Genomic DNA, 26,761 nt, shown 5'->3' with positions numbered 1-26,761 from the left:
GGCCGCCACCTTTCTCTCGGTCATCGGCGGGCCCGCCGACCGATGACGGTGGTGCGGTCGGCGGCGGTCGGCCGACAGTCCACGTAGTCGAAGCCGGTCTCGGCGAACAGGCCGCGCAGCTCCGCCACGGACCAGCACTTGCCGGGGGTCGAGTGCATGAGCAGCACCGAGTACTCCGCCACCGGCAGCGGCCCTGAGCGGCCATCGTTGATATGGGTGTCGTGCACCACCACCCAGCCGCCCGGCGGCAGGGCCGCGGCCGAGTTCGCCAGCAGCCGGCGGACCTCGCCGGTTCCCCAGTCGTGCAGCACGTGCGAGTACAGGTGAGCGTCGTACTCGTCGGGCAGGTCGGCGAACATGTCACCGGCTACGACACCGACCCGATCCGCGTAGCCGCGCGTGGCCAGCAGGGTACGGGCGACGTCGTCCACCGGCGGCCGTTCGAGAACATCGACCCGCAGACCGGGCAGTCGCTCCACCAGCGCGGAGCCGTAGATCCCGGAGCCACCGCCCACATCCAGGACCGCGCGTGCGGGCACATCCGCGATCGCTTCGGCCAGAGCCGGGCCCAGGTAGGCGCCGCGCGCGTCCATCGCGGCCGTGATCGACGCGGCGAACTCCGGCGACGCCAGCCGATCCGACCATGCCTGTTCGCCGCCGGCGCCGGCCCACGCCGCAGGGCGTCCGGAACGAAGGACCGTGAGCAGATCGCGGCAGGTGGGCCGCTCCCGCAACGAGGCGTAGTAGGCCCGCAGGTCGTACGGCGAACCAGCGACCAGATGGTCCCGGGCAACCCTGGTCGGCACGACCCGGTCGCCGACGCGCGCCAGCAACCCCCGCGCGACGAGGTAGGTGATCGTCACATCGGCAGCCCGTGGGTCGAGGTGATGCGCCCCGCACACCTGCTCGACCCCGGCCGGCTCGTCGTGCTCGCGCTCGTACCGGTCGAGCCAGGTGAACAGGTCCAGCTCCGCGACGACCACGATGAGCAGGTCGGCGGCGTACACGCCGTCGCGGAGCCGGTACAGCTCGGTGGGATCGGTGACGACCGCTTCGTGGCGCACCGTCACTCCGGCTTGCGCGCGATCAGCACGTGTGACGAGGCCCCGGCGATCGGCTCCACCTGAGGCTCACCGAAGCCGTTGTCGGTGATCAACCGGCTGAGCTCGGCCACGCTGAAGTCCCGTCCGCCCTCCCACAGCACCATCGACGAGACGTTGTGCAGCGCGGAGAAGAGGGGCCCGGTGCGGTCCTCGTTGAGCAGGTTGCCGTTGACGATCAGCCGGCCGCCCGGCGCCAGCGCACGGTGCGCCCGCCGGAGCATGTCGGCGGCGGTCTCCCGCCGCTCGGAGTGCAGCATGTTGGACATGAGCACGGCGGCGAGGCCGGTGCCGTACTCCTCCCGGGTGTAGTCGCGCCCGACCACGCTGACCCGGTCGGCCATCCCGTGTTCGGCGATCACCTTGCTGGCCAGCGGCACCGCGTCCGGCAGTTCCCAGATGACGGAGGTGAGCCCGGGATGGCGCCGGCACAGCGCCATCGAGTACGCGCCGCAGCCCCCGCCGAGATCGACGAGGGCACCCTCCAACGGGCCGGGTACGCACCCGGCCAGCTCCTCGGCGAGCCGGGTGGCGTACCGGAAGAAGCCGACCTCCAGGTCGGCGAGGTAGGCCGGGTCCTCGGTCAGCCGGATGTCGTGGCCCAGGGCCGGCCCCCCGGTGCGGACAACGTCGGTCAGCCGCGCCCAGGCCCGGGCCCAGCGGCCCATGGTTCGTACCCACTCGACCAGGCACTCGTCGGTGTCTCCGGTGAGCAGCCGGCGGGACAGCTCGGTGTTGTCGTACACCGCTCCGGTACGGCTCAGCAACCGCAGTGCCACGCCGGCGTCGAGTACCGCCTCGGTGGCTTCCGGGTGCCAGCCATGGGCGGCGGCCAGCTCCGCCGCGGTGGCCGGCTGGTCGGCGAGCGCGGTGAAGACGTCCAGCTCGGCGAGGGTGTAGAGCACCTCCGCCTGCCAGGTGCCGACGGTCAGCTGCGTCACGTGCCGCATACCCAGGTCCATCTGTCTCTCCGATCGCTCAAGTCATCCGGCTGCGTCCTGGACCAGCTGGCCGCCCAGGACGTCGCGCTCTGGCCGGCCGAGGAAGTACGCCGACTGTTCGTGATTCGTGGTGGCCACGAATGCGGCGAAACCCACCTTGTAGTAGAAGGAGGTGACCAGTCGCCGTGGTTCGATCGGCACCGTCTCGCCACGTCCGATCGCCTCCACCAGGCGCGGCACGTCGAACTCGAACTCGACCGGCGCGCCGCGCAGGAAGGCCTCGCCGTCGACGTCGACCAGATCCAACCCGGCCGCTTCCAGGCTGCCCGGCTCGGCACAGGTGGGCTGGGTGACGATGTCGTACCGGAATGCCTCGTCCAGGCACCTGCGGGCCGACTCCGGCACCAGCGGACGAACCGCCTCCTGCCACCACCGGCTGAGCACCGTCTTGGCACGTGGATCGCCGTACATGTAGACCAGCGCCGGACTGACCGCGCCGAACTCGGCGGCGGCGTTGGCGGCCGCCTCCCGCAGCGGCGCCGAGTCGGTGTCGTCCTGACGCTCCAACCAGTCGGCGAAGTTCAGCAGCAACGTGGACTGGCTGAGCCCGGCGTACACCCGGGCCGGTGCCCACACGTGCCGCAGCACCAGGTTCTCCGCCAGCACCCGGGCGTAGAAGATGAACCGGCGGGCCTCGAGATTCTCCCGCAGCGGCATGGTGTGGTGGGCCAGGACGTACTCGAAGTCGTCGGTGTCGCCGCGCACGGTCACGAACCCGTACGCGTCCTTCTTCTCGAAGTACTCGGTGTTCGGCAGCAGGAGCATCGGATAGACGGCGATCCGGGACACGTGTTCGGCGAGGCGGTCGTAGCCACGCAGGAACGACTGCAGGCTCTCCCCCGGGGCTCCCCAGATCAGCTCCGCGTAGCAGTCCAGTTCCTCGGCCTTGAGCCACTCGACGAGGTCGCGCCAGTCGTTGACCTTCATGTTGCGGCGGTTCATCAGCTTGAGGGCGTCGTCGGAGAGGGTCTGCAGGGCCAGGGTGAACGAGCTGCGCATCCCGGCGTTCTTCATGTCCCGGACGATCTGGTAGAAGACCTGCGACTTGTTCTTGGCCCAGGACGTCTCCAGCGTGCGCGGGTACCCGTAGCGCTCACGAATCTCCAGTAGATCCGCGACGAACTCCGCGTCGATCGGCAGCATGCCGAAGTTGGCGTCGCAGAGCACCACCGTGTGCACCTTGTGCTGGGCGAGGAACTCCAGCTCGTCGCGGAGACGCTGGCGGGAGAAGGCCCGCACCCGCTGGCCGACCGCACCGCCCCAGTAGCAGAACGAGCATTTGTACGGGCAGCCCCGGTTGGTCTCCATCAGGGCGACGTCGTACCGGAACTCGCCGGCGTCGTCGAGCAGTGGGATGGCCCCGGTCAGCAGGGGCGACGGGATGACGTCCAGGTCCTCCAGGCGCGGCCGGTCCGGTGTGGTCACCACCGCACCGTCCGGATCCTGGAAGGAGATTCCGTCGATGTCGCCCAGCGACCGCGGCGAGCGCCCGTCGAGGTAGGCGGTGACCAGCTCGGTGAAGACGAACTCGCCCTCGCCGTTGACCACCACGTCGACCTCGGGAACCATCGCGAAGGTCCGCTGGGCGCGGTTGGCCACGTGGGTGCCACCGAAGATCACCCAGCCGTCCGGGCGAAGCTGCTTGAACGTCTCCGCCAGGATCCCGAACTCCCGGTAGTTCCAGCCGAGCACGGAGAACGCCAGGACATCGGGCGCGCCGTCCCGAAATAGATCTTGGGAGAGCGCGGAAAGCTTCATCCCGCCCCGGTAATTGCGAATCTCTATCTCGGCCTCCCGCGCAATCCGTTCGTCGGCGAGCGCGGTGGCCTTGAGGTAGCCGGCGGCGAGGGGCATGGATTCCATCGGCGTGTCCCAAACGCCTTGCTGCACGAGCCAAACCTGCCGTTTGGCACTGTCAACGGGCACGCGAACTCCTCATCGGGCACAACGCACAGCCGTTCGCCGCGGACCGTGCGTCCCAACAGGCACGACGGTCAGAACGGAGTTGGAGAGTGGGTGGCGCTCACCGACACGGAGGCACGAACACCCGGCCACGAGATCGTCGCGACGCGTTTGCAGCAAACCCCCGTTGTCCGGCACCGGCCGCCTGTTTGCCATCGGCGACCAGCACCTCTGCGCTCACGGGCGAGCGATGGCCGGCCGTGGGCGCGCTCCCATGGTGGGATAGCCGTCTGACGGGTGTCAATGCTGCCGACGTTTCCCGGACCGCCAATACGCCCCCACCTGTGGCTCTGTCAGCATTAGCTGTCCGCATGCTGGAACGGAAAGGTCCGGATGGCACTACGAAGTCCGCCCCGACAACGTCCGCGAGCGACGCGGCAGCAATCTTGATCTCTCAACGGTGGCGACGCGCAGACGACCACCACGAGGCGCTCAGCGGAACGAAGTCACCCGCAAAAATGCGACAGCATTTCGGTTGACCGTGCGCGCCGGGTTGGTCTAGCGTCTGTCGCGTGTTCGGGTGGTTCGGGGGAAACACCACGACTTCGCGTTCATAACGGGCGGTCATCTCCTCGCACCGGCCAGGCGCGCAATCCGCGCCGGCGACAGGTGCGGCCCAAGCTCTGCGTCGACCTCAGCCGGCACAAGTGTGCCCCTGCCCAGCTGCGGACCCGTCGGGGTCCAGCGGCTGAGCAGTCCGCCGGTTGCTGCGCTTCAGCGTCGCCGGCATCCACGCGTCGCCGCGTGCGCCTGCGTCCCGGGACCTCTCCGAGGAGTTTGAGCCTGTGAGCAACGCCGTACTGGACCGTGAGACCACCTCGTACCTCAGCCGGCTCGACGAAGGCGGCATCCTACCAGGCCGGCACCTCCTCGTCGACGCCGAGAACGCGACGTTACGGTTGACGGACCCGACCGGGCGGATACGCTCCTGCACCGACTTCATGTCCGCGTTCGCCGCGGTCAACTTCGGTCATCGCAATCCAGCCATCGTGGAGGCGCTGCGACGACCGTCGGACCTCGCCGCCCCCTTCCAGACCGCCGACGCCGAACTGACCGCCCGTTGGCTGTGCCGCCGACTCGGTGGCACCGCCGACCGGCGGGTGCTGTTCCAGATCGGTGGCAGCTTCGCGGTCTCCACCGCGTTGGCCCTGGCCCGCCGGCACCGGCCCGGCCGGGTGCTGGGCGTACGAGGCGCCTTCCACGGCCTGGGCGTCGACGCGGCCGCCGTCACCACCGTCCAGCGGGAGTTCTCCCTTCAGGACACCGGATTCGTCGAGCTGCTCGACACCGAGGTCGGGCACCTCACTCCCGGCGAGGTCCCCGACGACTGGACCGGCGTCTCCTGCGTCATCTACGAACCGGTGCAGGGCGCCAACGGTTACGTGCCACTCGACGTGGACTGGCTGCGCCGGCTCTCCGAGTCGGCCCGCTCCGCCGGGGTGCTGCTGATCGCCGACGAGATCCAGTGCGGCTTCCACCGGCACGGCCCCTTCAGCCCGTCCGCCGCCGCCGACCTCGACCCGGACGTGGTGTTGTTCAGCAAGTCACTGACCAACGGGATGTACCCGCTCTCCGCCGTGGTCTACAAGCAACACCTGGAGCGGGACGCGGCCGCCGTCTACCTCGCGCACACCTTCCAGACCGGGACCATGGGCCCGGCCGCGGCGGTCGCGGTCGCGGCCTACCTCGACAGCCACGATGTCGCCGCGATGGCTGCCGCCGTCGAGCGTCCGCTGCGGGATCTGGCCGACCGCCTCACCGCCGCCGGGCTCGCCGACGAGGTGCACGTCACCGGCCCGGCGCTGTCCTTCCGGCCGACCGCACGGACCAGCCGTGCGGTGGTGACGGCCGCCTTCGAGGCGGGCGTCCTGGTGTTCGCCGGTGGCCGGCACGGCGAACGGATCCGGATCGCACCGCCGCTGACGGTGCCGGCTGATCAACTGCGCGGCGGCGTGGACACGCTGTGGAACGTACTCAACGGATGACCGGGAGGCAGCAGATGGAGCGAGAGCAGTTCTACCGTGAGGTTGTCGGGTTCCTGACCCGAACCGCGTCCGAGGCGGGCACCACCGCCCCGCCCGCCGACATCGACCCGGACGACAACCTGTTCGACCTCGGGCTGGTCAACTCCTTCTCGATGATCCGGATGATCGTCTTCGTCGAGGAGACCACCGGCGTGGCCGTCGATCTCGCCGACCACGAGCTGGAGACCTTCTACACCCTCCGCGGCCTGTACGACGTCGTCGCCGGAACGGAAGAACGGGTATGACCGTCACCGAGCAGCGGCCCACCGACGAGGAACACATCGACCGGATCCGCCGTCGCTTCGCCACCGTCGGCTGTGCCCAACTCGCGGACGCCGCCCCCGAGTTCGTGGTGCCGCTGCACCTGCCGGCGGTGCCGCGCAACGGACGGCCACGCGTCTGCGGGCCGGTCTTCCCGGTGGCCACGACCGACGACATGCTCCCGGCGTTGCAGGCACTGGCGCAGACACCCCCCGGGCACGTGCTGTTCATCCACAACACCGTCACGCGCTCCGAGGCGATCGTCGGTGACATCTTCCTCACCTCCGCGGCGGTGCAGCGGCTCGGCGGGATCGTGGTCGACGGCGCCGTACGCGACCTGACCGACCTCGCCGCCATCGACGTGCCGGTCTTCTCCACACAGGTGACATTCGTGTCGGCGCGCACCACCAGTCAGCGCGCCATCGACCTGCCGCAGACCGTCGAGGTGGCCGGCACCGCGGTGCGCCCCGGCGACTGGCTGTTCGGCGACCCGGACGGCTTCCTGCTGCTCCCCGCCGACCGCGTAGGCGCGGTGTTCGCCGCGGGCGCGGTCCTTCGCGACCGCGAGGAGGCGCTGAAGAAGGCCATGCGGCACGACGGAAAAACCCTCGCCGACCTGACCCACCTGGACGACTTCCTGGACGGCACCGGCGACCTGGGCTTCACACCCTGAGGAGGGTTCCATGCCGACGGTCGATCTGACCGCCGGGCCGGCCGGTGAACTGAACTTCGCCGACCCGGTCTTCCAGACCAACCCCTGGCCGCTGTACGACTGGCACCGCGAGCACCAACCCGTGTCGTACGTCCCCGCGCTGGAGTCGTACTTCGTGGTCGGGTACGACCTGGTCCGCCGGGTCGTCACCTCGCCGGACTTCACCGTCCACCACCCGTTCCGCACCAGCCGGCGGGCGTTCGGGCCGTCCATGCTCGACCAGGAGGGATCCGCGCACACCCGGGCTCGGGCGGCCACAGCCGGGGTCCTGCGCCCCCGGAAGGTGGCCGCGTTCGCCCGCGACATCATCGCTCCACTGGCCGCGGCGACGCTTGACGACCTGCTGGCCGACGCCCGCCCGGACCTCGCCGACCGGCTGGCCACAGCGTTGCCGATGCGGGTGGTGTGCCGCTTCATGGGGCTGCCCGACGGTGACGCCGAGTGGCTGCACGAGGCCATGCGGCCGCTCGTCGAATACGTCGACCACGCGCCGGTGCCGCTGGCGGCGGTGGTGCAGCGACGGCGGGAACTCGCCGCGTACTTCCGCAGCCGGATCGCCGCCGGCACGGATGACGGAGGCATCCTCGCCGTCCTCGCCGCCGACGAGGTGCTGACGGAGGCGGACGTCGTCAACAACGCGATCCTGCTGCTGGCCGCGGGCACCGAGACGACCGCAGCGGCGATCAGCAATCTGTTCGCCCGGCTGGCCGCGGATCCCGCCCTGTACGCGGCGGTCGCCGCCGACCCGGCGCTGGTCCCGGCGGTCGTCGCCGAGACGCTGCGGCACGAGCCACCACTGCACGTGACGCTGCGGTTCGCGGCCGCCGACGTCGAGTTGGCCGGAGTACCGATTCCACGGGCCACTCCGGTCCAGGTCTGCCTGGCCGCCGCCAACCGGGACCCGGGGATCTATCCGGACCCGCACCGGTTCGATCACACCCGCCGGGACCGACCGTCTCTCGCCTTCGGCGCCGGCCGGCACGTCTGCCTCGGCATGGGTCTCGCCCAGGCCGAGCTGGAAGTCGTGCTGGAGGCGCTGATCGAGCGGGTGGCGGAGGTGCACCCGATCGGTCCCGTCCCTCCGGTACGCGGACGGGGCTTCCGCGCCGCCACCGGCCTGCGCCTGGACTGCCGGCCCCGGAGTCGACGATGAGCGCCCCGATCGTGACGCCGGCACCGAGGGTGTGGCAGGCCGACGTCCGCCTCACGCCGGACGGCCGGCGGTGTTTCGACGACCTGCTCCCCTACTGCCTGGACGAGGCATGGTCATGGGAATGTGATCACGGCGACCAGCTCACCGTGGTCTACCACGTCGACGACAGCGTGGCGGAGAAGATCGGTCAGCGACTGACCGAAGCCCTGGAGCGGGCCCGCGTCGTGCCGGACCGGCAGGCCCGGATCGTGTACGACTCCTGGTCCGCCGACGTGGCCCCGGTCACCGGCGCCGAGGGCCGCCCGGTTCGCTTCGCCGTCGGGCCCGGCCTGGCCGTGCACGGTCCAGGTCCGGCCCGGCTCGTCCGCGCCCTGGACGGGCTGTTTCTCCGCCTGGCCCGGGGCTGGGGTGCCGACGAGTACCTGGTCCCCCACCTGGTCGCCTGGGAGACCATCGAGCGGGCCGGTTACGCCCGCACCTTCCCGCAGCACCTGACCACCTGCGCGGTGGTGGCCTCCGACCTGCCGGCGCTGGACCGCTTCGCCCGGGCCCGCACCGCCGCCGAGCGCCGTGCCGAGCTGCGGGAGGCGCCGGTGGCCGTGGCACCGACCGTGTGCCTGCACCTGTTCGCCGCGCTCAGCGGCACCCGGCTCACCGAGCCGCTGATCGCCACCGCCCGCCAGTCGTGCGGCCGGCACGAGGCCGGCACCACGGACGAGGCCACCCGGCTCTGGTCCTTCGACATGCGCGAGGTGATCTACGTGGGTGACCGGGCCGGGGCTCGCCGGTTCCGGGACCGGGCCCTCACCGATCTCACCGAGATGGTCCGGGAGCTGGGGCTGCCGGCACGGATCGGCTCGGCCAACGACCCGTTCTTCACCGACAGCCGTGCCGACCTCGCCAGTTACCAGAGCACCTGGGATCTCAAGCAGGAGGTGTGCGGACGGATGGCGGGCAGCGGTGCCGCGGTCGCGGTCAGCTCGGTCAACCTGCACCAGCAGCACTTCGGTCAGGGCTTCGCGATGACCGAAGCCACCGGAGCGACGGCGTCGTCGGCGTGTGTCGGCTTCGGCATGGACCGCTGGCTGCACTGGATCCACGGCTACCTCGGCGACGACCCGCAGCGGTGGCCCGCGATCCTGCGGCGCGAACTGCCCGACGGCCGCTGACCGGTGTACGGCCGGGCCGGTGGTGACGACACCGGCCCAGCCCCGGAGGTCAGGAACTCAGTTTGATCCGGACCCGCCGGTTCTGCCGACCCTTGCTCTCGACCTTGGTGACGGTCACCCGACCGATCTGACCGGTCGACGCCACGTGGGTGCCCCCGTCGGCCTGCACATCGAGCCCGACGATGTCCACCACCCGCACCTCGGGCAGTTCCGGCGGTGCCTTGAACTGGGTCCGTACCAGGTCGGGCGTTGCGTTCGCCTCTTCCCGGGAGAGCATCCGCACCACGATCTTGCGGTCCGCGGCGATCTCGGCGTTCACCGCGTCCTCCAGGCTCTGTTTGAAGCCCGGCGGGATCTCCGGCAGGTTGAAGTCCATCCGGGCTTCGCCGGGCTCCATGTTGCTGCCGGTCACCAGGACGTTGAAGTCGCGGAAGACGGTGCCACAGAGCACGTGCAGGCCCGAGTGGGTACGCATCAGCGAGCTACGGCGGTCGTCGTCGATCGCACCGGTCACCGTGGTGCCGACCGGGGGCACCGGGTCCCCCGGCGCCGGCAACAGGTAGAGGTCGTCCCCCTTGCGGGTGCCGACGATCCGCGTCTGCACACCCTGCCAGATCAGCACGCCGTGGTCCGGCGGCTGACCGCCACCGCCGGGGTAGAACGCGGACCGGTCCAGCACGATGCCCTGGTCGGGATCCGCCGGATCCGACCACAGGACCGTGCAGTCCCATTCGCGGAGTGTGACGTCTGCCCAGTCCAGCCGTTGGGTCCGGCCGTGGTGATCAATACCCATAGGTTGATGGGGAGGGCGACCCTCGACGGCTCGCCACTCCGTCCCCCTTCGACGCTCGTGTGGTCATCTGCACCACGATTATTCGTGCGGTGGACACCGAGGACAAACACCCCGGTGGCGCTAAGTGATCAGACGCAGCACGGCGGCGGTACCGGCACCGAGGGCGACAACCAGCAGGAACGGTGCCCGCAGCAACGCCGCCACCAAGGCGACGGCGAAGCCGGCGGCGCGCGCGTCGAGCACCAGGTCGTGGCCGCTGGCGAAGGTCTGCACCGCGACCAGGGCGGCCAGCAGCGCCACCGGAAGCAACGCCGACGCCTCCTGCACCTGCGGCTGCTCCAACACCGACTTGGGTACGCAGAGCCCGACGAGCTTGAGCAGGTAGACCCCGAGGGTGCCCAGCAGGACCGCCGTCCACATCAGCGGTCACCCGCCTGGCGGGCGGTCAACGCCGCGACGATGGCGGTCAGCCCGGCCACCAGCACCGGTATTCCGGCCGGCAACAGCGGCACCATGATCAGCGCGATCACCGCCGCGGCGACGGCGAGTGTCCAGAGCCGTCGGCCGCGCAGTCGCGGCAGCAGCAGGGCGACGAACGCGGCCGGTGCGGCCACGTCGAGTCCGAGTGCTTCCGGGTCGGGCAGCACGTGTGCGCCGAGCGCACCGGCCAGCGTGGCGATGTTCCAGAGGACGAAGACGGAGATTCCGGTGGCCCAGAACGCCAGACGTGCCTCGCGCGGGTCGCTGCGGGCCGTCGCCATCGCCGAGCTCTCGTCGAGCACCAGGTGCGCGCCGACCAGGCGCCGCACCCCGCGGAGCCGCAGCAGCGACGCGAGGTTCAGGCCGTAGAGGCTGTTGCGCACCCCCAGCAGGGTGGCGGTGGCCGCGCCGGTCAGTGCGCCACCGCCGGCGCCCATCACCCCGATCACGGCGAACTGCGACGCGCCGGAGAACATCAGCAGCGACAGCGCAGAGGTCTGCGCGACGGAGAAGCCGGCCAGTACCGACAGCGCACCGAAGGAGAGCCCGAGCGCGCCGACGGCCACGCCCACCCCGACCGCGTCGCGGAGGACAGCGGTACGCGCCCGCGGCCAACTCCGATCCGCGATCGTGTCTGTCGTACTCACGTCGGCGTCCCTTCGCGTACCTGCTCGCGCAGCTCGATCAGCCCTTCACCGCACCGGCTCGCGTGCCCGGCGGTGGCGGGCCCGGTCGGATAGTCGGCGGCGCCGAGGGTTCGGAAAACCCGCACCTTACCCGGCAGCTCGGCGCAGCGGGCGAGGGCGGCGGCGGTCCGCTCCTCGCCCTCCCGGTGTTCGCCGAGCAGGATACCGAGGTAGGTACCACTGTGCGCGATGGCCAGCCCCAGGCCGCCGACCTCACGGCACAGCCGACGCAGCTGCGCGAAGTCGGCACGGGGATGCCGGTGCACGTGCAACTCGGCGCTGCGGGTGGCGATCCGGCCGACCATGCTCAGGTCACCGGTCCGCACGGCGGTGGCCATCTCGGCCAGCAGCGCGCGGTACTCGTGGCGGACCCGCATCGGGGGCAGGGCGGTCGACCGGTTGAACCGGATCGTGTCGACCATGCCGCCGATGTCGTGCGCCACGATGGTGAGCGGCGGCAGGAAACCGAGCTTCTCCCGCAGCCGTACCTCTCGATGGTGGTAGCTGACGATGCCCGGATACATCACCCCGTCGGAGGGCTCCACATCACGCAGAAAACCTTCGATCGCCGCGGCGTCCAGAGGAATGCCTATGGCATCGGCGATGGCCCGGGCGGTGGCCACCAGGTCCGCCGAGGAACTGGCCAGGCCCTTGCCCTCCGGCAACGCGCCACCCAGTTCCACCACGCCGCCGCCGGATATTCCGTACGTCCGCAGCAGGCGCGTCGCCAGCCGGCGGGCCTTGGTCTTGTGCGCCGGCCGCACCTCGACCTCCGGCCTGTCCGGCAGGTAGTGGAATGCCGCGTGTGCCCAGCCGGCTATCGGGAGGGTCACCAGGAAGTGGCGCTCCTCCTCCGGCAGGACCCCCTGCAACAGTTCTCCGAACGTGCCGTTGGCTGTCCCGAAGCCCGTTACCTTCCGCAGATACATCGAGTCCCCGTTTGGTGGTGTCAGTTTTCGGTGGGATGAAGAAGGCGCGACCGGTCGCCGCCGGCCAGGGCGGCGCCGACCCGCTAGCGACCCGTCACCGCCTGGCCCGCTTGCGGATGGTGAAGGCGAGGCTCTCGTGCTCGTGGAACCAGGGCCGGTAACCGGCGTGCGGCGGCTCCGTCCAGCGCAGCAGTTCCACTGCGGCGACCTCCTCGCTGACCCCGCTGGCTTCCAGGTACGCCGCCAGATCGTCGCGGTCGTAGAACTTGCAGTAGAAGTCGGCGTGGTCGAGGTACTCCTTGGGCCCGGTCTCGACCATGCCGGGGTCGGTGACCTGGCAGTCGTTCATGGTCCACATGTTCGCGACGATGTGTCCGCCGGGCCGGCAGATCCGGTACAGCTCCTGGAGTGCCTTGACCGGCTCGGTGAGGTGACCCAGCAGGTCCCAGCAGAAGATGCCGTCCACGGCGTCGTCGGGCAGGCCGGTGGCGAAGACGTCCACCGCGCGGAGGACGACATTGTCCGCGTTCGCCTTGGCGATCACCCGACGGGCGAGGCTCATCGCGTTGACGGAGGTGTCGCCACCGATCACCACCGTCGCGGCCTGCGCCAACGGGGACAGGTTCCGTCCGTCGCCGCAGGGGAGGTCCAGCACGACCATCGCGTCGTGGTCGGCGAAGAGCTTTGCGGCGTTCACCACGTACGGCACCGGCGGATCACCCCAGAGGTTGGGGTGCCCGTCGAGCTGATATGCCTCGTTCCACTGGTGCTTGGCAGCCTCGTCGGCCTCGGCCAGGGTGCTCATGACTGCGGTCCTTTCTGCTGGTGGAACATCTCCGCGACGCAGCGGTGTGCGTCGACGAAAGCGCGGGAGTATCCCGGGGTGGGGATCAGGTGGTTGTAGAAGGTGGGGCCCTCACACAGCGGCCCGATCAACCAGAGACGCGGATCGCTGCCGTCCGCACCCACCGGATGCAGGTTCGCGTCGACGTCGGCGGCGTGCACCACGGCGCTGCCGGGCGCGTGCCGCCGGAGGCGTCCTCGCCGGTACAACGAGCGCACCAGGGGGCTGGCCGAGGAGTGCACGGTGGGCCAGGGTGAGCTGCCGGCGCAGAGCCAGTCGGCGTGTTCGCGGTGCACCGTGGCCAGGCGGGTGGAGGTCAGCTCCCAGCGACCGGTGCCGGGGTCGAAGGCGGTACGCGGCGCGGGCCCCAGCGGGAACCGGATCAGGCCGGACTCCGCCAGGGTGACCAGCTCGTGGTGGCGATCCTTCTGCGGGCCGACGACGGCCCGGTTCATCAACGGCACCACCTGCCCGAAGAAGTGCTCCCGGGAGCCCGGGGCAAGCCCCTGGGCCGCGACCGCGTCGCGCAGGAAGTCCCGGACGTCGCGGATCGCCTCCAGGGCGGCCTTGACCGGACTGCCCAGCACTCCCCGGTCGGCCTCGTCGAGGTCAGCCCGGATCGTGGCCAGCAGCCAACGCTGGTAGCTGCCGCTGTCCTCCAGGCGCACGGCGGTTGCCCCGTCCCAGAGTTCGGTGGGATCGACTCCGCCGTGCAGCCGGTCGAGCGAGTCCACCGCGGCAACCAGCTTGCCGTCACCCGCGGCTTCGGCCAGACCGGCGGCCAACTGCTCCTGCGCGTCCGGCCCGTCCCGGAGCAGGGTGCGGCACCGGTGGTACGCGACCCGCATCTCGATCATCAGGAGCGGCAGGACCGCCCGGTCGAAGTCGATCGGCCCGGCGTCGCGCAGTCGGCGTACTGCTGCCCGGGTGAGCGCGATCGGTGGGAAGGCGGTGGCGATCCCCGCCCGGTCCGGCCGGGCCCGGAAGGGCACGCCGGACCGGGAGTACAGCAGTATTCGTGGTTCGGCGCCGCTCGGCCGATACCGCAGAGCGCCACCCTGCCGCTCGAACCTCCCGCCGCGTCCGACCGTGAGGCTCGCGATGACGTCCATGGCCGACAGTCCGAATCCGGCGACGGCGACGGTCTCCCCCGCGCCGATCACGTCGAGCCGCCGGGGCAGCGGGTACGGATCGGTGATTCGACGGTCCGCCCCGGTTTCCTCGGCGCCCTCAGGCGGCGGCTCGTTGCCGGTGTGTCCGATCGTCAGAAACGCGTAGTCGGTGCGGACGTGGGAGCCGTCCGCCAAGGTGATGGTCACGCCACCGCGCTGGTCGGAGTCGAGGTCGACGGCGGCCGAACGGCGCACCGTCACCCGCATACCGTCAGGAACGCCACGGCGTACCTGCTCGAAGAACCAGCGCAGGTATTCGCCGAGGACGCGTCGGGGAAGGAAATCGGTGGGCCGGACCGGGCGGCCGGCAGGCCCGAGAGTGTGCCCGTCCTCGGCCAGCCGTAGGCCGCGCTCGGTCACCCAGCTGTGCAGATCCGGGCCGACCGGCCCGCAGTACGACCCGACCGACTCCTCGTCGGGATACATGGAGATCTCACCGCAGAGCGTGTTGAGCAGCAGGTAATCCGGCTGGTCGGTGCCATGCAGGCCCTGACCGTCGGAGAGCGGATCGATGATCTCCACCCGGGTGGGCGCACCGGGCACCCCGAGCCGGGCGAGCGCGACGATACGCTCGAAGACGCTGCACCCTCTCGAGCCCAGACCGACAATTGCCACCGCATACTCGGACGGCATTCGATACTTCCCCCGTGACACGAAACGAACGAGACGCCACCACCGCGACGTCAGAAAGGACTCGCCGCAGCCCTATTCACGGCCGGCGAGAATTCCGGATGAACATTCGGTTCACTCCGGCGGGGCGACCCCAACGTGCCCCGACCTCTCTGGTGACCAGCAGAATCCACCATCAAGTGGAGGTAGAATGTGTCCAGCGAATCCTATGTCGACGTGACGGCGATCCGTCAATAGTTATCCACATGTTGGACGCGGTCCATCGTGGCGCGTACAGAGACAGTGCACATGCGCATTTGCATTCGCGGTGCGCCACACATTACCGACCCGGATCCGGGCCTGTCAATCCCCGTAAATCATGGGTGGACCGTTATACGGACATACTCCAGAGGTCGGGCCATTGATCATCGGTGCGACTGCACGACCCGGCCGCATTCCCGCAGCGTCCGATCAGTAGTGCTCCTCGATCGGTCGCCGGGCCTCGGCGAACAGCGCCGGCCCGTCGTACCGGACCGGGGCCGGCGCCGGGGTGGGCGGCTTGACGCTTTCGAACTGCTCGGCGGAGAGCGCGAACACCACCCGGCTCAGGCCGGAGCGTTCGATGGCGCTGGCGCACATCGGGCACGGTTGGCAACTGGTGTACATCGTGGTGCCGGCGGCCACCTCCGGATCCAGTTCCCGGGCTGCCCAACGCGCCAGCTTCAACTCGGGGTGAGCGGTGATATCGGCCTCGGAGACCACCGTGTTGTGATCGGAGATCAACACCGCACGGTCCGGGCCGACCAGTAGCGAGCCGAACGGGCGCTCACCGGCCGCGCCGGCTCGGTCGGCGATGTCGATCGCCTGCCGGAGAAACGTCTCGTCGTCGGGATTCATCGCTCCTCCGTGGGATTTCCGTCTGCCCTTGGTCGCCTGCCCGCGAGAAAGGTGGCGGCCTTCTCACCCAGGGTTTACCAGCTGGCGGCGCCGGGTGTTGGCCTGGTAGCCGAAGGCGGACACGGCACCGGCGGCGACCACCGCGCGCAGCCCGCGATGGTGCCCGGGTGGTGCGGTGTCCGCTGCGGGGCTCACCCCGGAACCCCGAGCGCATGGGTGCTGCCGGTGCGCGCCGGCCAGGGCAGCGCCGCGCGGTCGAGCTTGCCGTTGGCGGTGGCGGGGAAACCGTCCACGAACACGATCGCCGCCGGAACCATGTAGTCCGGCAGTGCCGCCGCCACGTGCCGACGCAGCTCCCGTACGGTCGGGCGGCAGCCGGGTGCCGGCCGGACGTAGGCCACCAGCACCCGGTCGCCGTCCCGGTCCGGCCGGGCCAGCGCCACCACGTCCCGCACCTCAGCATGCCCGCGGAGGCAGTGCTCGACCTCCCCGAGCTCGACCCGGGCGCCGCGAATCTTCACCTGCCCGTCGACCCGGCCGAGGATGGTCAGCACACCGTCGGCGCCGAAGCTCGCCCGGTCGCCGGTGCGGTACAGCCGACCCCCGGGGTCGGGTCCCAGTGTGTCCGGGATGAACCGCTGCGCGGTCAGTTCCGGCTGGCCGTGGTAACCGATCGAGAGAACATCGCCGCCGATGAGCAGGTCGCCCGGCACGCCGACCGGGCACGGCCGCAGGTCCTCGTCGACCACCCAGTACTGGGCGTTGTCGATCGGCCGACCGTACGGAACGCTCCGCCAGGCCGGGTCGACCGCCCCGACCTCGAACCAGTTCGCCCACACGGTCGTCTCGGTCGTGCCGCCGAGGTTGACGATCGTCGCCCGGGTGAAGACCGACCGCACGTCGTCCGGCAGCGTCAGCGGTGGGAAATCGCCGGCGAGGTAGACCAGACGAAGGTCGCCGGTCCCGGCGTCGTCGCGGTGTCCGTCGAGCAACGGCGCGAGGTGGGCAAGCGTCGTCGGCGCGGAGTTCCAGAACGTCACCGGCTCGCGTAGCAGGACGTCGAGCAGCAGCTCCGGGTCGCGCCGCTGCGCGTCGTCGGCGATGTACACGCCGGCTCCGTACCCGGGCAGGCCGAGCAGGTCGAAGACGGACAGGTCGAAGCCGAACGAGGCGACCGACAGGCCGAGGTCGTGCGGGCCGAAACCGTGGGTGCGCTGGCACCAGGCGAAGAGGTTGTGCAGTGACCGGTGCGCCACCTCGACGCCGTTGGGTCGGCCGGTGGTGCCGGAGGTGAAGACCACATAGGCGGTGGAGTCGGCGTCGGTGCCGGGTTCGGGGGCGCACAGTTCACGGCGGTCCGGGACCGGGTGGTCGGCGGCCACCGCCGCTACCCCGGCCGGCACCGCCCAGGTGTCCCCGCCGGCCGCGACGACAAGTACCCGCGCGCCGGCCTCGGCCAGAAGGGTGTGTGCCCGCCCGGCTGGGAGGGCCGGCTCCACCGGCAGGTAGTAGCCACCCGCCTTCAGCACGCCGTACACGGCGACCGCCAGCTGCGGGCCGCGCGGCACCCGGATCCCGACCGGTGTCTGCGGTCCGACCCCGCGGTCGCGCAGTGCCCACGCCAGCCGGTTGGCGCGCCGATCCAGCTCGGCGAAGGTCAACGTGCCGCCGGCCCAGCGCACCGCCACCGCGTCCGGTCGGAGCCGGGCCTGCGCCTCGAACCGCCGGTGCACGGGGCCGTCCGCGGTGAACCCGCGGCTGGTGGCGTTCCACGCCCGCTGCTGTGCGGTGGGCCCGAGTGCGGCCGTGCCGGTCGTCGTCGCGGTCATCGCGAGCCACCCAGCACCGCGCCGATCACATCGGTCAGGTGCTTGAGCAGGGGCGGTTTCATGATCCCGATGTGGTCTCCGGGTACCCGGTGCAGCTCGATGCCACCGTCGATCAGCTCCTCCCACCGGGCGTAGTAGTCGGTGAAGCTCTGGCCGGAGGTCACCACGTGCCGACTGTCGGCGAGCGCGTCGCTGACGATGAGGTGCAGCTTGCCGGCGTAGACCGGGTTCGGGTACTCGATCAGGGCCTGAAGCGATTCCCGCCAGACGCGGACCATCCGCGGCCAGGCGGTGCCGACGCCGCGCTCGGGCAGCGCCATACCCTCGCTGTCGTCGATGTCGTTGGCGACCCGTCCGTACAGGTCCATGATCTCGGCGCGGCGTTCGGGTGTGTCCACCTGCGGCCCACCCCGGTCGATCTCCAGGACCAGCTCCTCCAGCCGGCGCACAAAGCCCATCTGCTCGTAGAACTTCGGCCTGGTCTTCGCGTCCAGCACCGGGTCGAGAAGCATGAAGATCACCTCCTCGCCGGCGTCGAGCAGCATGGTGGCGAGCGCCGCCGCAATGGTGCTGCCGCCGCACCAGCTGAAGAGCCGGTACGGCCCGTGCGGCTGGACGGCCCGCAGCTCGTCGAAGTGCCGGCGGGCCATCTCGTCGGCGGTGGGGATCGGCGCGTTGTCACCGTGCGGTTTCGGCCACTCGAACGCGGCCAGCGGCAGTTCGGGGTCCAGATAGGGCAGGAAGCGCTGGAACCAGTGGGCGCTGCCGCCGCCCGGGTGGATGCAGAACAGCGGCGCGCCGGTGCCGCGACGCAACCACAGCATCGCGCAGTTGCGGCTACCGGCCTCGGCCGGCTGCTCCGGGGCGCCGACCGCGCCGTCATCGATCGCGGTAGCCAGCCGCGCGACGGTCTGGTGCTCCAGGAAGGCGCGGAACGTCAGCTCCACGCCGTGCGATTCCCGCAGCAGCGAGATGATTCGCATCATCGCCATCGAGTGGCCGCCGAGGTCGAAGAAGTCGTCGTCGACGCCGACCCGGTCCAGCCGCAGCGCCTGCTCCCAGGCACCGGCGATCGCCCGCTCCAGCGGCGTCCGCGGCGCCACCCGCTCCAGTTGCGCGGCGACCGGCTCCGGCTCGGCCGCTACCAGCGCAGCGCGATCGACCTTGCCGGAGGCGGTGACCGGAAACTGGGCGACGATGTGGCAGCGGGTCGGCACCAGGTGTGCCGGCAGCCGGCGACGGACGTGATCGCGCAGTTCGGCAGCCGAGGGGGCAGCGCCGCCGGCGCCGGTGAGCCGGACGAACGCCACAAGCGTCGCGTCCTCGGTGCCCGCCGCGGCGACCGCGACCGCCGCGGCCGCGATGGCCGGATGCGCCTGCAACGCGTGCTCCACCTCGCCGAGTTCGATCCGGAAGCCGCGGACGCTGACCTGCTGGTCGCCGCGGCCGTGGAAGTGCAGGGAGCCGTCGTCCGCGCGGGACACCACGTCGCCGGTGCGGTACATCCGGCTGCCGGGCGCTCCGTTCGGGTCCGGAACGAACCGGTCCGCAGTCAGGCCGGGCCGGCCGAGGTAACCGCGGGCCAGCCCCGCGCCGGCGACGTACAACTCGCCACGTACCCCGGCGGGCAGCGGTCGCAGCTCGGCGTCCAGGACGTAGCAACGCACGTTCGCCAGCGGGGTGCCGATCGGCGGTAGCCGGTCCGGCGTGCCGGCGAGGACCGGCGCATACGTTGCATATACGCATGTTTCGGTGGGGCCGTAGACGTTGACGAACGCGGCGTGCCGCGCCCACCGGTCGGCCTGCGCCGCGGGGCACGCCTCGCCCCCGACGAGAGTGATCCGCAGCTTCGGGAAGTCCGCCGGGTCCAACCGACTCAGCATCGACGGCGGCAGGAGGATGTGGGTGAGTGTGGCTGCCTCGCCGCGCAGGTCGCCCGGGTCGCGGCCGACCCCGGGCAGGACCAGCTCGGCGCCGGCGGTGAGCGCGGCGAGCAGCTCGGACACCGATGCGTCGAAGCTCGCCGAGAAGAACTGCAGCATCCGGTCGCCCGGCCGGACGTCGAAGATCTCCTGCTGGGCGTAGCGGAGGTTGCGGGCGGCCCGGTGCGGCACGGCGACGCCCTTGGGGCGCCCGGTCGAGCCGGACGTGTAGGTGACGTACGCCAGGTCGTCCGGTGACACGGTCTCCTGCGGCGCGGTGACCGGCAGGTCCAGCAGGGCGGACTCGTGAGTCACGTCGACGGTCGGCACCTGCGCGGAACCGGCCCCGGTGAGGCCGGCCGGTGGCGGGCCGGCGGTGAGAACCACTGCGGCCGCCGCGTTGTCGAGCATGAACCGCAGCCGCTCGACCGGGTACTGCGGGTCCAGCGCTAGGAACGCGCCGCCCGCCTTGAGGACGGCCAGGATGCTGACGGCGAGGTCGGGTGTGCGCGGCAGGCAGACGCCGACGACGGTGTTCGGGCCGACGCCGAGCGCGCGCAGGCGGTGCGCCAGCCGGTTGGCGCGCAGGTCCAGCTCGGCGTAGTAGACCTTGACGGCGCCCTGCCGCAGCGCGACCGCGGTGGGTGTGGACCGGGCCTGCCGCGCGATCAGCCGGTGCACCGGTTCGTCGGAGGGCCAGGTCCGGTCGGAGCGGTTCGGCGCGACGAGGACCCGGTCGCGGTCGACCGGTGCCAGCGTCACGGTGCGCGGCCCCGTGGCCGGTGCCGCGTCCGGGAGGGCAGCCGGGTCGCGGTCCGGGCCGGCGGCCATCGCGGCGAGCACCTGGCGGTAGGTGCGGGCGACCAGTTCCAGGTACGGCCGTCGGATCCGGCTCGGTCGGCCCACCAGACACAGGCGGCCGGGGAACGACACCGCGGAGAACGGCAGCTCACTCGGGCTGAAGTCGGACTCGAAACCGATGCCGGAGCTCCAGTCGATCATGTGGAAGTCCAGGTACGTGAAGCTGACGTCGACGAGTGCCGAGAGGTGCCGACCGTCGCGTCGCATCGCCGCGATCGGGTAGCGCCGGTGTGGCCACAGCCGGGCCTCCTGCGCGAAGACCGCCCGGACCAGGTCCGGCCAGCTCGCGACGGTCAGATCGGCGGGGAACGGCACCGTGTTCAGGTACATGCCGATCACCTCGTCACCGCGCGCCAGCTCCGGCCGGCCGTTGACGACCAGCCCGGCGGAGAAGCGCTGCCGCCCGGTGACCACGCCCCAGGCCGTGAGGTGGGCGGCATGCAGCACGCTCTTCAGCGACACACCCGAGTCGGCCGCCAGCCGGCGCAACGCCGGTTCCAGGTCGGCGTACCCGACGTCGATCGAGTCCGGCACGGCGTCGATCCGGTCCGAGCCGGCCGCCGGATCGCCCCACCCGGCCGGGATCTCCAGCTTGTCCGCGGCCGTGATGGTGGCGGACCAGAAGTCCCGATCGGCGGCCGACGCCAGCGACTCCTGCTCGGCGGCGATGAAGTCGGCGAACCGGACAGCGGGCGGCGGCGCCGGCTGCGGCGTGCCGCCCCCGCGCAGCGTCCGGTAGGTCTGGATCAGCTCACCGACCATCGACGTCTGGCTCCACCCGTCCAGGATGGCGTGGCACTCGACGTGGGTGAGCCACCACTCGCGCTCGCCGGTGCGGTGCACCGTGTAGCGCACCAGCGGCGGCATGGCCAGGTCGAACGGCACGTCGCGCTGGGCGATCAGGAACTCGTCCAGGACCTGGCGCTGCGCGGCCGGGGGCAGGTCGCGCAGGTCGTCCAGCTCCACCGGAAGCTCGGCAGTGCCGTGCACCAGTTGCAACGCCCGGGTGTAGCCGGTGAGCGCGAACGAGGTACGCAGGATCTCGTGCCGCTGCACCAGCAACGCCGCGGCCGCGCGCAGGTCGGCCAGGTCGAACGGCAGCTCGTCGACGATGCGGTAGCAGCTGACGTTGACGTAGACCGGCCGCTGCGCGGCCAGCATCTCGTACACCATCCCCGCCTGGATCTCGCCCATCGGGTACGCGTCGACCACACCCGGCGGCAGCAGCGCGCGGTCGGCGTCGGACAGCAGCGTGAACGACGCCACGGCCGACGGGCCGGCGGCTGGCTCGGCCGGTTCCCGCGTGCCGACCAGTTCGGCCAGCTCGGCCACCGTGGCGTGGCTGAACAGGTCGTGCACCGAGACCGGCAGGCCGGCGGCCCGCAGCGCACCGACGGCCCGGATCGCCCGCATCGAGTCACCGCCGAGCGCGAAGAAGGCGTCGTGCCGGCCGATCGTGTCGACGCCCAGCGCGGCAGTGAACGCGTCCGCGAGCATCCGCTCGAGCTCGGTGAGCGGCTCCGCTTCGGCCGGCCCGACGTGCGCGGGCGGCGCCGGCAGCGCCCGCACGTCGACCTTGCCGGCGGCGGTCAGCGGTAGTGCGTCGAGGACGATCCAGCGCGTGGGTACCAGGTTCAGCGGCAGCCGGGCCCGGGCGTACGCCGCGACCACGTTCGGATCGACCGAGCCTTCGAGGTAGGCGACGAGCCGGTCGTCGTGCACGGTGACCACGGCGGCGGCGACGTCCGGGTACGCGGTGAGCACCGCCTCGACCTCCCCCGGCTCGATGCGGTTGCCGTGCAGCTTCACCTGCCGGTCCAGCCGGCCCAGGTAATCGATCGTGCCGTCGGCGCGGTGCCGGACCAGGTCGCCGGTGCGGTAGAGCCGGCCCCCGGTGCCGAACGGGTCGGGAACGAACCGGTCGGCCGTGTCCGCCGGGCGCAGGTAGCCCCGGGCGAGCTGGACGCCGGCCAACACCAGCTCGCCAGGCACGCCGACCGGCTGTAGGCGCAGGTCCGCATCGACGACGTAGGCGCGGGTGTTCGCGACCGGCCGGCCGATCGTGACCGGCTCCCCGGGCCGGCACCGGGCCGCGGTCACGTCGATCGTGGCTTCGGTGGGACCGTAGAGGTTGTACAACGGGCAGCCGATCTGCGTCTGCACGGCCGCCACCACCTCGGCGGGCAGCGGCTCGCCGCTGGCGAAGAGCCGCCGCACCGAGGGCAGCCCGCCGGGCAGCTCGTCGAGGAAGGCCCGCAACATCGACGGCACGAAATGCAGCGTGGTCACGCCGTGCTCGGCGATCAGCCCAGCCAGGTACGCCGGATCGCGGTGCCCGCCCGGGCGGGCGACCACAAGCGTCGCCCCGGTCACCAGCGGCCAGAACAGTTCCCAGACCGACACGTCGAAGCCGTACGGCGTCTTGTGCAGCACCCGGTCCGTGCCGTCGAGGGGGTACTCGCGCTGCATCCAGGTCAGTCGGTTCAGCAGCGCCCGATGGGTGATCACCACGCCCTTGGGTCGGCCGGTCGAGCCGGAGGTGTGCAACACGTACGCCGGATGGTCCGGGTGGAGGTCGACGCCGAGCGGGCCGTCCGGGGCGTCGGCGGCGTCGTCCGGCCGGACCAGCGTCCGCGCGGTGTGTCCGACGGTCGTCCGGTCGGTCACCACGATCCCGACCGCGGCCTCGGTGAGCTGGTCTTCCAGCCGCAGGTCCGGGCTCTCGGTGTCCAGCGGCAGGTAGGCCCCGCCGGCCGTGAGCACGGCCAGCAGCGCGGTCACCAGCTCCGGGCCGCGTTCCAGACACACCCCGACCACCGACTCGGGGCCGACGCCGAGCACGCGCAGCCGGTGCGCCAGCGCGGTGACCCGGGCGTCCAGCTCGGTGTAGGTCAGGCTGCGGTCCCCCGCCCGTACCGCCACCGCGTCCGGGGTGGCGACCACCTGGGCCCGGAACAGCTCCGGCACCGTGCCGGCCGGCACGTCGGACGCGGTGTCGTTCCAGCCGTCGAGCAGCAGCTCGCGCTCGGCCGGCGGCAGGATGGTGATGGCGGACAGCGGGGTGTCCGGTGCCGCGGCGACGCCCGCCAGCAGCTGCCCGACCTGCGCGGCGAACCGCTCGATCGTGCCGCGGTCGAACAGACTTGTGGCGTAGACCAGGGCACCGGCGAGCGTGCCGTCCGGGCCGGGAGCCACCGACATGGTCAGGTCGACCTTGGCGTCGGCGACCGGGATCGGTACCTGCTCGACGTCCAGGCCGGGTGCGTGTAAGCCGCCCGGACCGGCCTCCTGCCAGACGAGCATCGTCGAGAACAGCGGAGTGCGCGCGGGGTCGCGGACCGGTGCCAGATCCTCGACGAGTTGATCGAACGGCAGCTCCTGGTGGGCCATCGCGCCCAACGCGGCACCACGGACCCGGTCGACCAGGTCACCGAACGTCGGGTCGCCGGCCAGGTCGGCACGCACCACGACGGTGTCGAGGAAAAGTCCGATCAGGTTGTGCGTGTCGTCGTGCCCACGGCCGGCGACCGGCGTTCCGACCGTGACGTCGGTCCGGCCGCTCCACCGTCCGAGGACGACCGCGTACGCCGCCAGCAGGACCATGAACGGCGTGGCGCGGTGGGCGCGGGCGAGCCGGCCCAGCGCCGCCGCCACGCCGGTGGGCACGGTGAACGGCACGATGTCGCCGGCGGCGTCGCGTACCGCCGGCCGCGGCCGGTCGGTCGGCAGGTCCACCGGCGTGGCGTCGGCGAGCTGCCGACGCCAGTACGGGAGTTGGGTGCCGCGCAGCTCGGCGATCCGTTGCCCCTGCCAGGCCGCGACGTCGGCGTACTGCACCGGCAGCGGGGCGAGGTCGGCCGGGCGATTGTCGAGGGCGGCGGTGTAGCGGCGGCGCAGCTCGTCCACCAGCAGGTTCTCCGACCAGAGGTCCATCGCGATGTGGTGGGTGGTGAGCAGCAGCAGGTTCTGGTCCGGTCCGCGCCGGACGAGCAGCGCGCGGAAGACCGGACCGGCGGCCAGGTCAACCGGCTCGCGGTCGACCGATACGAGCTGGTTGAGCAGCGTGCACTGGGTCTCGCTGTCGAGGTGGGTGAGGTCCCGGACCGGCATCGGAATCGGCGCGGGCGGGTCGATCAGTTGCACCGGCTCGCCGTCGGGACCGGCCGGGTAGCGGGTACGCAGCACCTCGTGCCGCGCCACCAGCCCGTCCAGCGCGGCCTGTAACGCGGCGACGTCGAGCCGGCTGCCGGGATGGTCGACCATGTGCAGCGCGATCTGGACCACGTACTCGACACCACCCGGACGCAGCTGGTCGAGAATCCACAGCCGGCGCTGCGCGGGTGACAGCGGCGGCGCGACGGCCCGTGATACCTGAGGGATACCCGGCTCGATGAGCGTCTCCAGGCCGTGCAGTCGACGCTCCAGCAGCTGTTCGTGCAGGCTGGGCGTCTGCAACATCTCGGTCATCGGGTTCCTTTCGGGGCGGCCCGGAGCAGTACGCCCTGCACCTGGCTGGTGGACATTCGGCCGACGTCGGCACGTACCGCGGCGGTGACCGCAGCCGCGAGTTCGGCCACCGTGACGGCCTCGAACAGGACCTGCACGGGGAGATCGACGGCGAACGTGCGCCGCAGCGCGGCACGCACCCGGATCACCAACAGCGAGTTGCCGCCGAGGTCGAAGAATTCGTCGTCGGCGGCGATGTCGTCGACGTCGAGCAGAGCCGACCAGATTCCCGCGACGGCCTGCTCGACCGGGCCGGACGGCGAAACCGGGGCGGCCGTCGGCTGCGTCGTGGTGGTGGTCGCTGTGGTCGGCGCGCCGGGCGCCGGGGCTGGTTGGACCGCGCGGACCTGCGGGGCACCGGCCAGCCGCTCGAGCAGCGCCACGTAGTCCTCGGCGAGCCACTGCATCGTCGTCCGGTCGAACAGACCGGCGGCGTACTCCAGCATGCACTGCAGGTCGCCCGCTGGCGTGCGGTAGACGGTGAACACCAGGTCGAACTTGGCAGCGGTGGCAGTCGCCGGCAGCGGCTCCACCGCCGCGCCGCCGAGCGTGCCGGGCGTACCGGAGGTGTGGATGACCTGGAACATGATGTCGAACAGCGGGTTGCGGGCCGGGTCCCGGCCGGGCCGGACCGCGGCCACGACGTCCTCGAACGGGACGTCGTTGTGCATCAGGGCGCTCAGCACCGTCTCGCGCACCCGGTGCAGCACCTCGACGAACGACGGCCCGCCGGACAGGTCGGTCCGCAGCACCAGGGTGTTGATGAAGAAGCCGATCAGATCCTCGGTCTCCGGCTCGTCCCGCCCGGCGTCGGGTAGCCCGACCGCGATGTCGGTGCGGCCGGTCCGGTGCGCCAGCAGCACCTTGAACGCGGCCAGCAGTGTCATGAACGCGGTCGTGCCGTGCCGCTCGCCGATGGCGTCGACCAGCCGGGCGACGTGCCGCGGCACATCGACGGTGAACACCTCGCCGCGCCGGTCGTGGCCGGCGTCGCGCCGCCGGTCGGTGGGCAGGATGACCGGGTCGAGCCCGGCGAGCCGGTCCCGCCAGTACTCGATGCCGGACGTGCCGGTGGCCTCCCGACGGCTCCGCTGCCAGGCCGCGACGTCGGCGTACTGCACCGGCGGTGGCGGCGGCTGAGGCCGTCCGGTCGCGAGCGCGCGGTACGCCTGATCCAGTTCGCGCATCAGGATGTCGCATGACCAGCCGTCGGCCGCGATGTGGTGCAGGGTGAGCCCGACCAGGTGCTCGGTGGGCGCGAGCCGTACCACGACGACTCGCAGCGGGTGTTCCCGGCGCAGGTCGAACGGCCGGGCCGCCGCCGCGTCGAGCAGCGCCGCCGCCCGGGTCGCGGCATGCGGATCCCCCACCGGGTCGCCGGTCAGGTCCACGACCGTGACGTCGGCCGGGCCGGGTGGATCGACGACCTGCACCGGATCGCCGGCGTCGTCCTCGTACCGGGTGCGCAGCACCTCGTGCCGGCGGACGACCTCGGCCACGGCGCGCTCGAACACTGCGGGATCCCATGCGCCGCGCAGGCGCAGGTGTGACCGGATGAGATACCCGGTACCGCCGCTGTGCAGCCGGTCGAGGAACCACAGCCGCTCCTGCCCGGGTGACAGCCGCAGCACGCCGGTGCGCGGCACCGGCCGGATCGGCGGCGGGATGTTCATCGCGGTACCAACTCGGGCCGACATCAGTGGCCCCCCTTCACCGGCGATCGGCATCGGTATCGGTTCCGAGAGTGGTGCCCACGGGCGGGCCCGGACCAGAGCCGGACCAGCAGCCCCGCCTCTGCCTGTCCTTCTCTGCCAGCGGCCCGGGCGGGGACGGCAGAGTCGGCAGGGTCAG

19 protein-coding genes are annotated in these 26,761 nt (G+C 71.5%); 5 read left to right on the top strand and 14 right to left on the bottom strand.

All coding sequences use genetic code 11. The features are described 5' to 3' along the window. Positions 1–20: 20 nt before the first annotated feature. From KBX50_RS03605 to KBX50_RS03595, 3 genes are read right to left on the bottom strand one after another with little or no spacing between them, the layout of a single operon-like run. The gene (locus KBX50_RS03605; RefSeq protein WP_210934642.1) at positions 21–1,064 is read right to left on the bottom strand and encodes a methyltransferase; all 1,044 of its coding nucleotides are present in this window, start codon (positions 1,062–1,064) and stop codon (positions 21–23) included. 2 nt (positions 1,065–1,066) lie between these two features. Further along, positions 1,067–2,062, bottom strand: coding sequence for a methyltransferase (locus KBX50_RS03600; RefSeq protein ID WP_210934640.1), 996 nt, complete (start codon positions 2,060–2,062; stop codon positions 1,067–1,069). Positions 2,063–2,083: 21 nt separating this feature from the next. Next, the gene (locus KBX50_RS03595; protein WP_307870827.1) at positions 2,084–3,991 is read right to left on the bottom strand and encodes a KedN5 family methylcobalamin-dependent radical SAM C-methyltransferase; all 1,908 of its coding nucleotides are present in this window, start codon (positions 3,989–3,991) and stop codon (positions 2,084–2,086) included. A gap of 857 nt (positions 3,992–4,848) precedes the next feature. Here KBX50_RS03595 and KBX50_RS03590 point away from each other — a divergent pair. The 5 genes from KBX50_RS03590 to KBX50_RS03570 are packed head-to-tail and all read left to right on the top strand — an operon-like array spanning position 4,849 to position 9,382. Further along, positions 4,849–6,048, top strand: coding sequence for an aminotransferase class III-fold pyridoxal phosphate-dependent enzyme (locus KBX50_RS03590; protein ID WP_210934636.1), 1,200 nt, complete (start codon positions 4,849–4,851; stop codon positions 6,046–6,048). A 14-nt stretch (positions 6,049–6,062) separates the two neighbouring features. Then, on the top strand, positions 6,063–6,332 hold the full coding sequence (locus KBX50_RS03585) for an acyl carrier protein (RefSeq protein WP_170863578.1): 270 nt from the start codon (positions 6,063–6,065) through the stop codon (positions 6,330–6,332). Further along, positions 6,329–7,021, top strand: coding sequence for an RraA family protein (locus tag KBX50_RS03580; protein WP_210934634.1), 693 nt, complete (start codon positions 6,329–6,331; stop codon positions 7,019–7,021). The genes KBX50_RS03585 and KBX50_RS03580 overlap by 4 nt, the downstream gene beginning before the upstream one ends. A gap of 10 nt (positions 7,022–7,031) precedes the next feature. After that, positions 7,032–8,213, top strand: a complete 1,182-nt coding sequence (locus tag KBX50_RS03575) for a cytochrome P450 (RefSeq protein WP_210934632.1) — start codon at positions 7,032–7,034, stop codon at positions 8,211–8,213. Next, the gene (locus KBX50_RS03570) at positions 8,210–9,382 is read left to right on the top strand and encodes a hypothetical protein (protein WP_210934630.1); all 1,173 of its coding nucleotides are present in this window, start codon (positions 8,210–8,212) and stop codon (positions 9,380–9,382) included. Before KBX50_RS03575 ends, KBX50_RS03570 begins: the two co-directional genes overlap by 4 nt. 49 nt (positions 9,383–9,431) lie before the next feature. On the opposite strand, the gene KBX50_RS03565 is transcribed toward KBX50_RS03570, so the two are convergent. The 11 genes from KBX50_RS03565 to KBX50_RS03520 all read right to left on the bottom strand — a co-directional run bounded on the left by KBX50_RS03565 (position 9,432) and on the right by KBX50_RS03520 (position 26,607). Next, a complete protein-coding gene (locus KBX50_RS03565) occupies positions 9,432–10,175 on the bottom strand; it encodes an alanyl-tRNA editing protein (protein WP_093409027.1) in 744 nt (247 codons plus the stop codon). Positions 10,176–10,295: 120 nt separating this feature from the next. Next, positions 10,296–10,595, bottom strand: a complete 300-nt coding sequence (locus KBX50_RS03560; protein WP_210934628.1) for an AzlD domain-containing protein — start codon at positions 10,593–10,595, stop codon at positions 10,296–10,298. Continuing rightward, positions 10,595–11,302, bottom strand: coding sequence for an AzlC family ABC transporter permease (locus KBX50_RS03555; RefSeq protein ID WP_307870826.1), 708 nt, complete (start codon positions 11,300–11,302; stop codon positions 10,595–10,597). Before KBX50_RS03555 ends, KBX50_RS03560 begins: the two co-directional genes overlap by 1 nt. Continuing rightward, a complete protein-coding gene (locus tag KBX50_RS03550; protein WP_210934626.1) occupies positions 11,299–12,270 on the bottom strand; it encodes a kinase in 972 nt (323 codons plus the stop codon). Before KBX50_RS03550 ends, KBX50_RS03555 begins: the two co-directional genes overlap by 4 nt. 94 nt (positions 12,271–12,364) lie before the next feature. After that, complete coding sequence (locus KBX50_RS03545) at positions 12,365–13,075, bottom strand: class I SAM-dependent methyltransferase (RefSeq protein WP_210934624.1); 711 nt, start codon at positions 13,073–13,075, stop codon at positions 12,365–12,367. Beyond that, positions 13,072–14,919, bottom strand: coding sequence for an FAD/NAD(P)-binding protein (locus tag KBX50_RS03540; protein ID WP_210934622.1), 1,848 nt, complete (start codon positions 14,917–14,919; stop codon positions 13,072–13,074). The genes KBX50_RS03545 and KBX50_RS03540 overlap by 4 nt, the downstream gene beginning before the upstream one ends. A 447-nt stretch (positions 14,920–15,366) precedes the next feature. Continuing rightward, positions 15,367–15,792 (bottom strand): nucleoside deaminase, encoded by a 426-nt coding sequence (locus KBX50_RS03535; RefSeq protein ID WP_210934620.1) that lies wholly within the window; start codon positions 15,790–15,792, stop codon positions 15,367–15,369. A gap of 63 nt (positions 15,793–15,855) precedes the next feature. Further along, positions 15,856–15,987 (bottom strand): hypothetical protein, encoded by a 132-nt coding sequence (locus KBX50_RS33210; protein WP_282101308.1) that lies wholly within the window; start codon positions 15,985–15,987, stop codon positions 15,856–15,858. Beyond that, positions 15,984–17,621 (bottom strand): amino acid adenylation domain-containing protein, encoded by a 1,638-nt coding sequence (locus KBX50_RS03530; protein ID WP_210934618.1) that lies wholly within the window; start codon positions 17,619–17,621, stop codon positions 15,984–15,986. The genes KBX50_RS33210 and KBX50_RS03530 overlap by 4 nt, the downstream gene beginning before the upstream one ends. Continuing rightward, complete coding sequence (locus KBX50_RS03525) at positions 17,618–24,871, bottom strand: non-ribosomal peptide synthetase (RefSeq protein WP_210934616.1); 7,254 nt, start codon at positions 24,869–24,871, stop codon at positions 17,618–17,620. Before KBX50_RS03525 ends, KBX50_RS03530 begins: the two co-directional genes overlap by 4 nt. Continuing rightward, a complete protein-coding gene (locus tag KBX50_RS03520) occupies positions 24,868–26,607 on the bottom strand; it encodes a condensation domain-containing protein (protein WP_210934615.1) in 1,740 nt (579 codons plus the stop codon). Before KBX50_RS03520 ends, KBX50_RS03525 begins: the two co-directional genes overlap by 4 nt. Positions 26,608–26,761 lie beyond the last annotated feature (154 nt).

Source organism: Micromonospora sp. C51, assembly GCF_018070435.1.
GTDB classification, from domain to species: domain Bacteria; phylum Actinomycetota; class Actinomycetes; order Mycobacteriales; family Micromonosporaceae; genus Micromonospora; species Micromonospora sediminimaris.
The sequence above is the reverse complement of the archived record's forward strand: the minus strand, read 5'-3'. Positions and strand labels throughout refer to the sequence as shown.

Excerpts from the sequence above, each read along its gene's own strand:
- KBX50_RS03550 (WP_210934626.1), bottom strand. The coding sequence starts at position 12,270 with ATGTATCTGCGGAAGGTAACGGGCTTCGGGACAGCCAACGGCACGTTC.
- KBX50_RS03600 (WP_210934640.1), bottom strand. The coding sequence starts at position 2,062 with ATGGACCTGGGTATGCGGCACGTGACGCAGCTGACCGTCGGCACCTGG.
- KBX50_RS03530 (WP_210934618.1), bottom strand. The coding sequence starts at position 17,621 with ATGACCGCGACGACGACCGGCACGGCCGCACTCGGGCCCACCGCACAG.
- KBX50_RS03570 (WP_210934630.1), top strand. The coding sequence starts at position 8,210 with ATGAGCGCCCCGATCGTGACGCCGGCACCGAGGGTGTGGCAGGCCGAC.
- KBX50_RS03540 (WP_210934622.1), bottom strand. The coding sequence starts at position 14,919 with ATGCCGTCCGAGTATGCGGTGGCAATTGTCGGTCTGGGCTCGAGAGGG.
- KBX50_RS03585 (WP_170863578.1), top strand. The coding sequence starts at position 6,063 with ATGGAGCGAGAGCAGTTCTACCGTGAGGTTGTCGGGTTCCTGACCCGA.
- KBX50_RS03565 (WP_093409027.1), bottom strand. The coding sequence starts at position 10,175 with ATGGGTATTGATCACCACGGCCGGACCCAACGGCTGGACTGGGCAGAC.
- KBX50_RS03575 (WP_210934632.1), top strand. The coding sequence starts at position 7,032 with ATGCCGACGGTCGATCTGACCGCCGGGCCGGCCGGTGAACTGAACTTC.
- KBX50_RS03535 (WP_210934620.1), bottom strand. The coding sequence starts at position 15,792 with ATGAATCCCGACGACGAGACGTTTCTCCGGCAGGCGATCGACATCGCC.
- KBX50_RS03560 (WP_210934628.1), bottom strand. The coding sequence starts at position 10,595 with ATGTGGACGGCGGTCCTGCTGGGCACCCTCGGGGTCTACCTGCTCAAG.
- KBX50_RS03520 (WP_210934615.1), bottom strand. The coding sequence starts at position 26,607 with ATGTCGGCCCGAGTTGGTACCGCGATGAACATCCCGCCGCCGATCCGG.
- KBX50_RS03525 (WP_210934616.1), bottom strand. The coding sequence starts at position 24,871 with ATGACCGAGATGTTGCAGACGCCCAGCCTGCACGAACAGCTGCTGGAG.
- KBX50_RS03580 (WP_210934634.1), top strand. The coding sequence starts at position 6,329 with ATGACCGTCACCGAGCAGCGGCCCACCGACGAGGAACACATCGACCGG.
- KBX50_RS03545 (WP_210934624.1), bottom strand. The coding sequence starts at position 13,075 with ATGAGCACCCTGGCCGAGGCCGACGAGGCTGCCAAGCACCAGTGGAAC.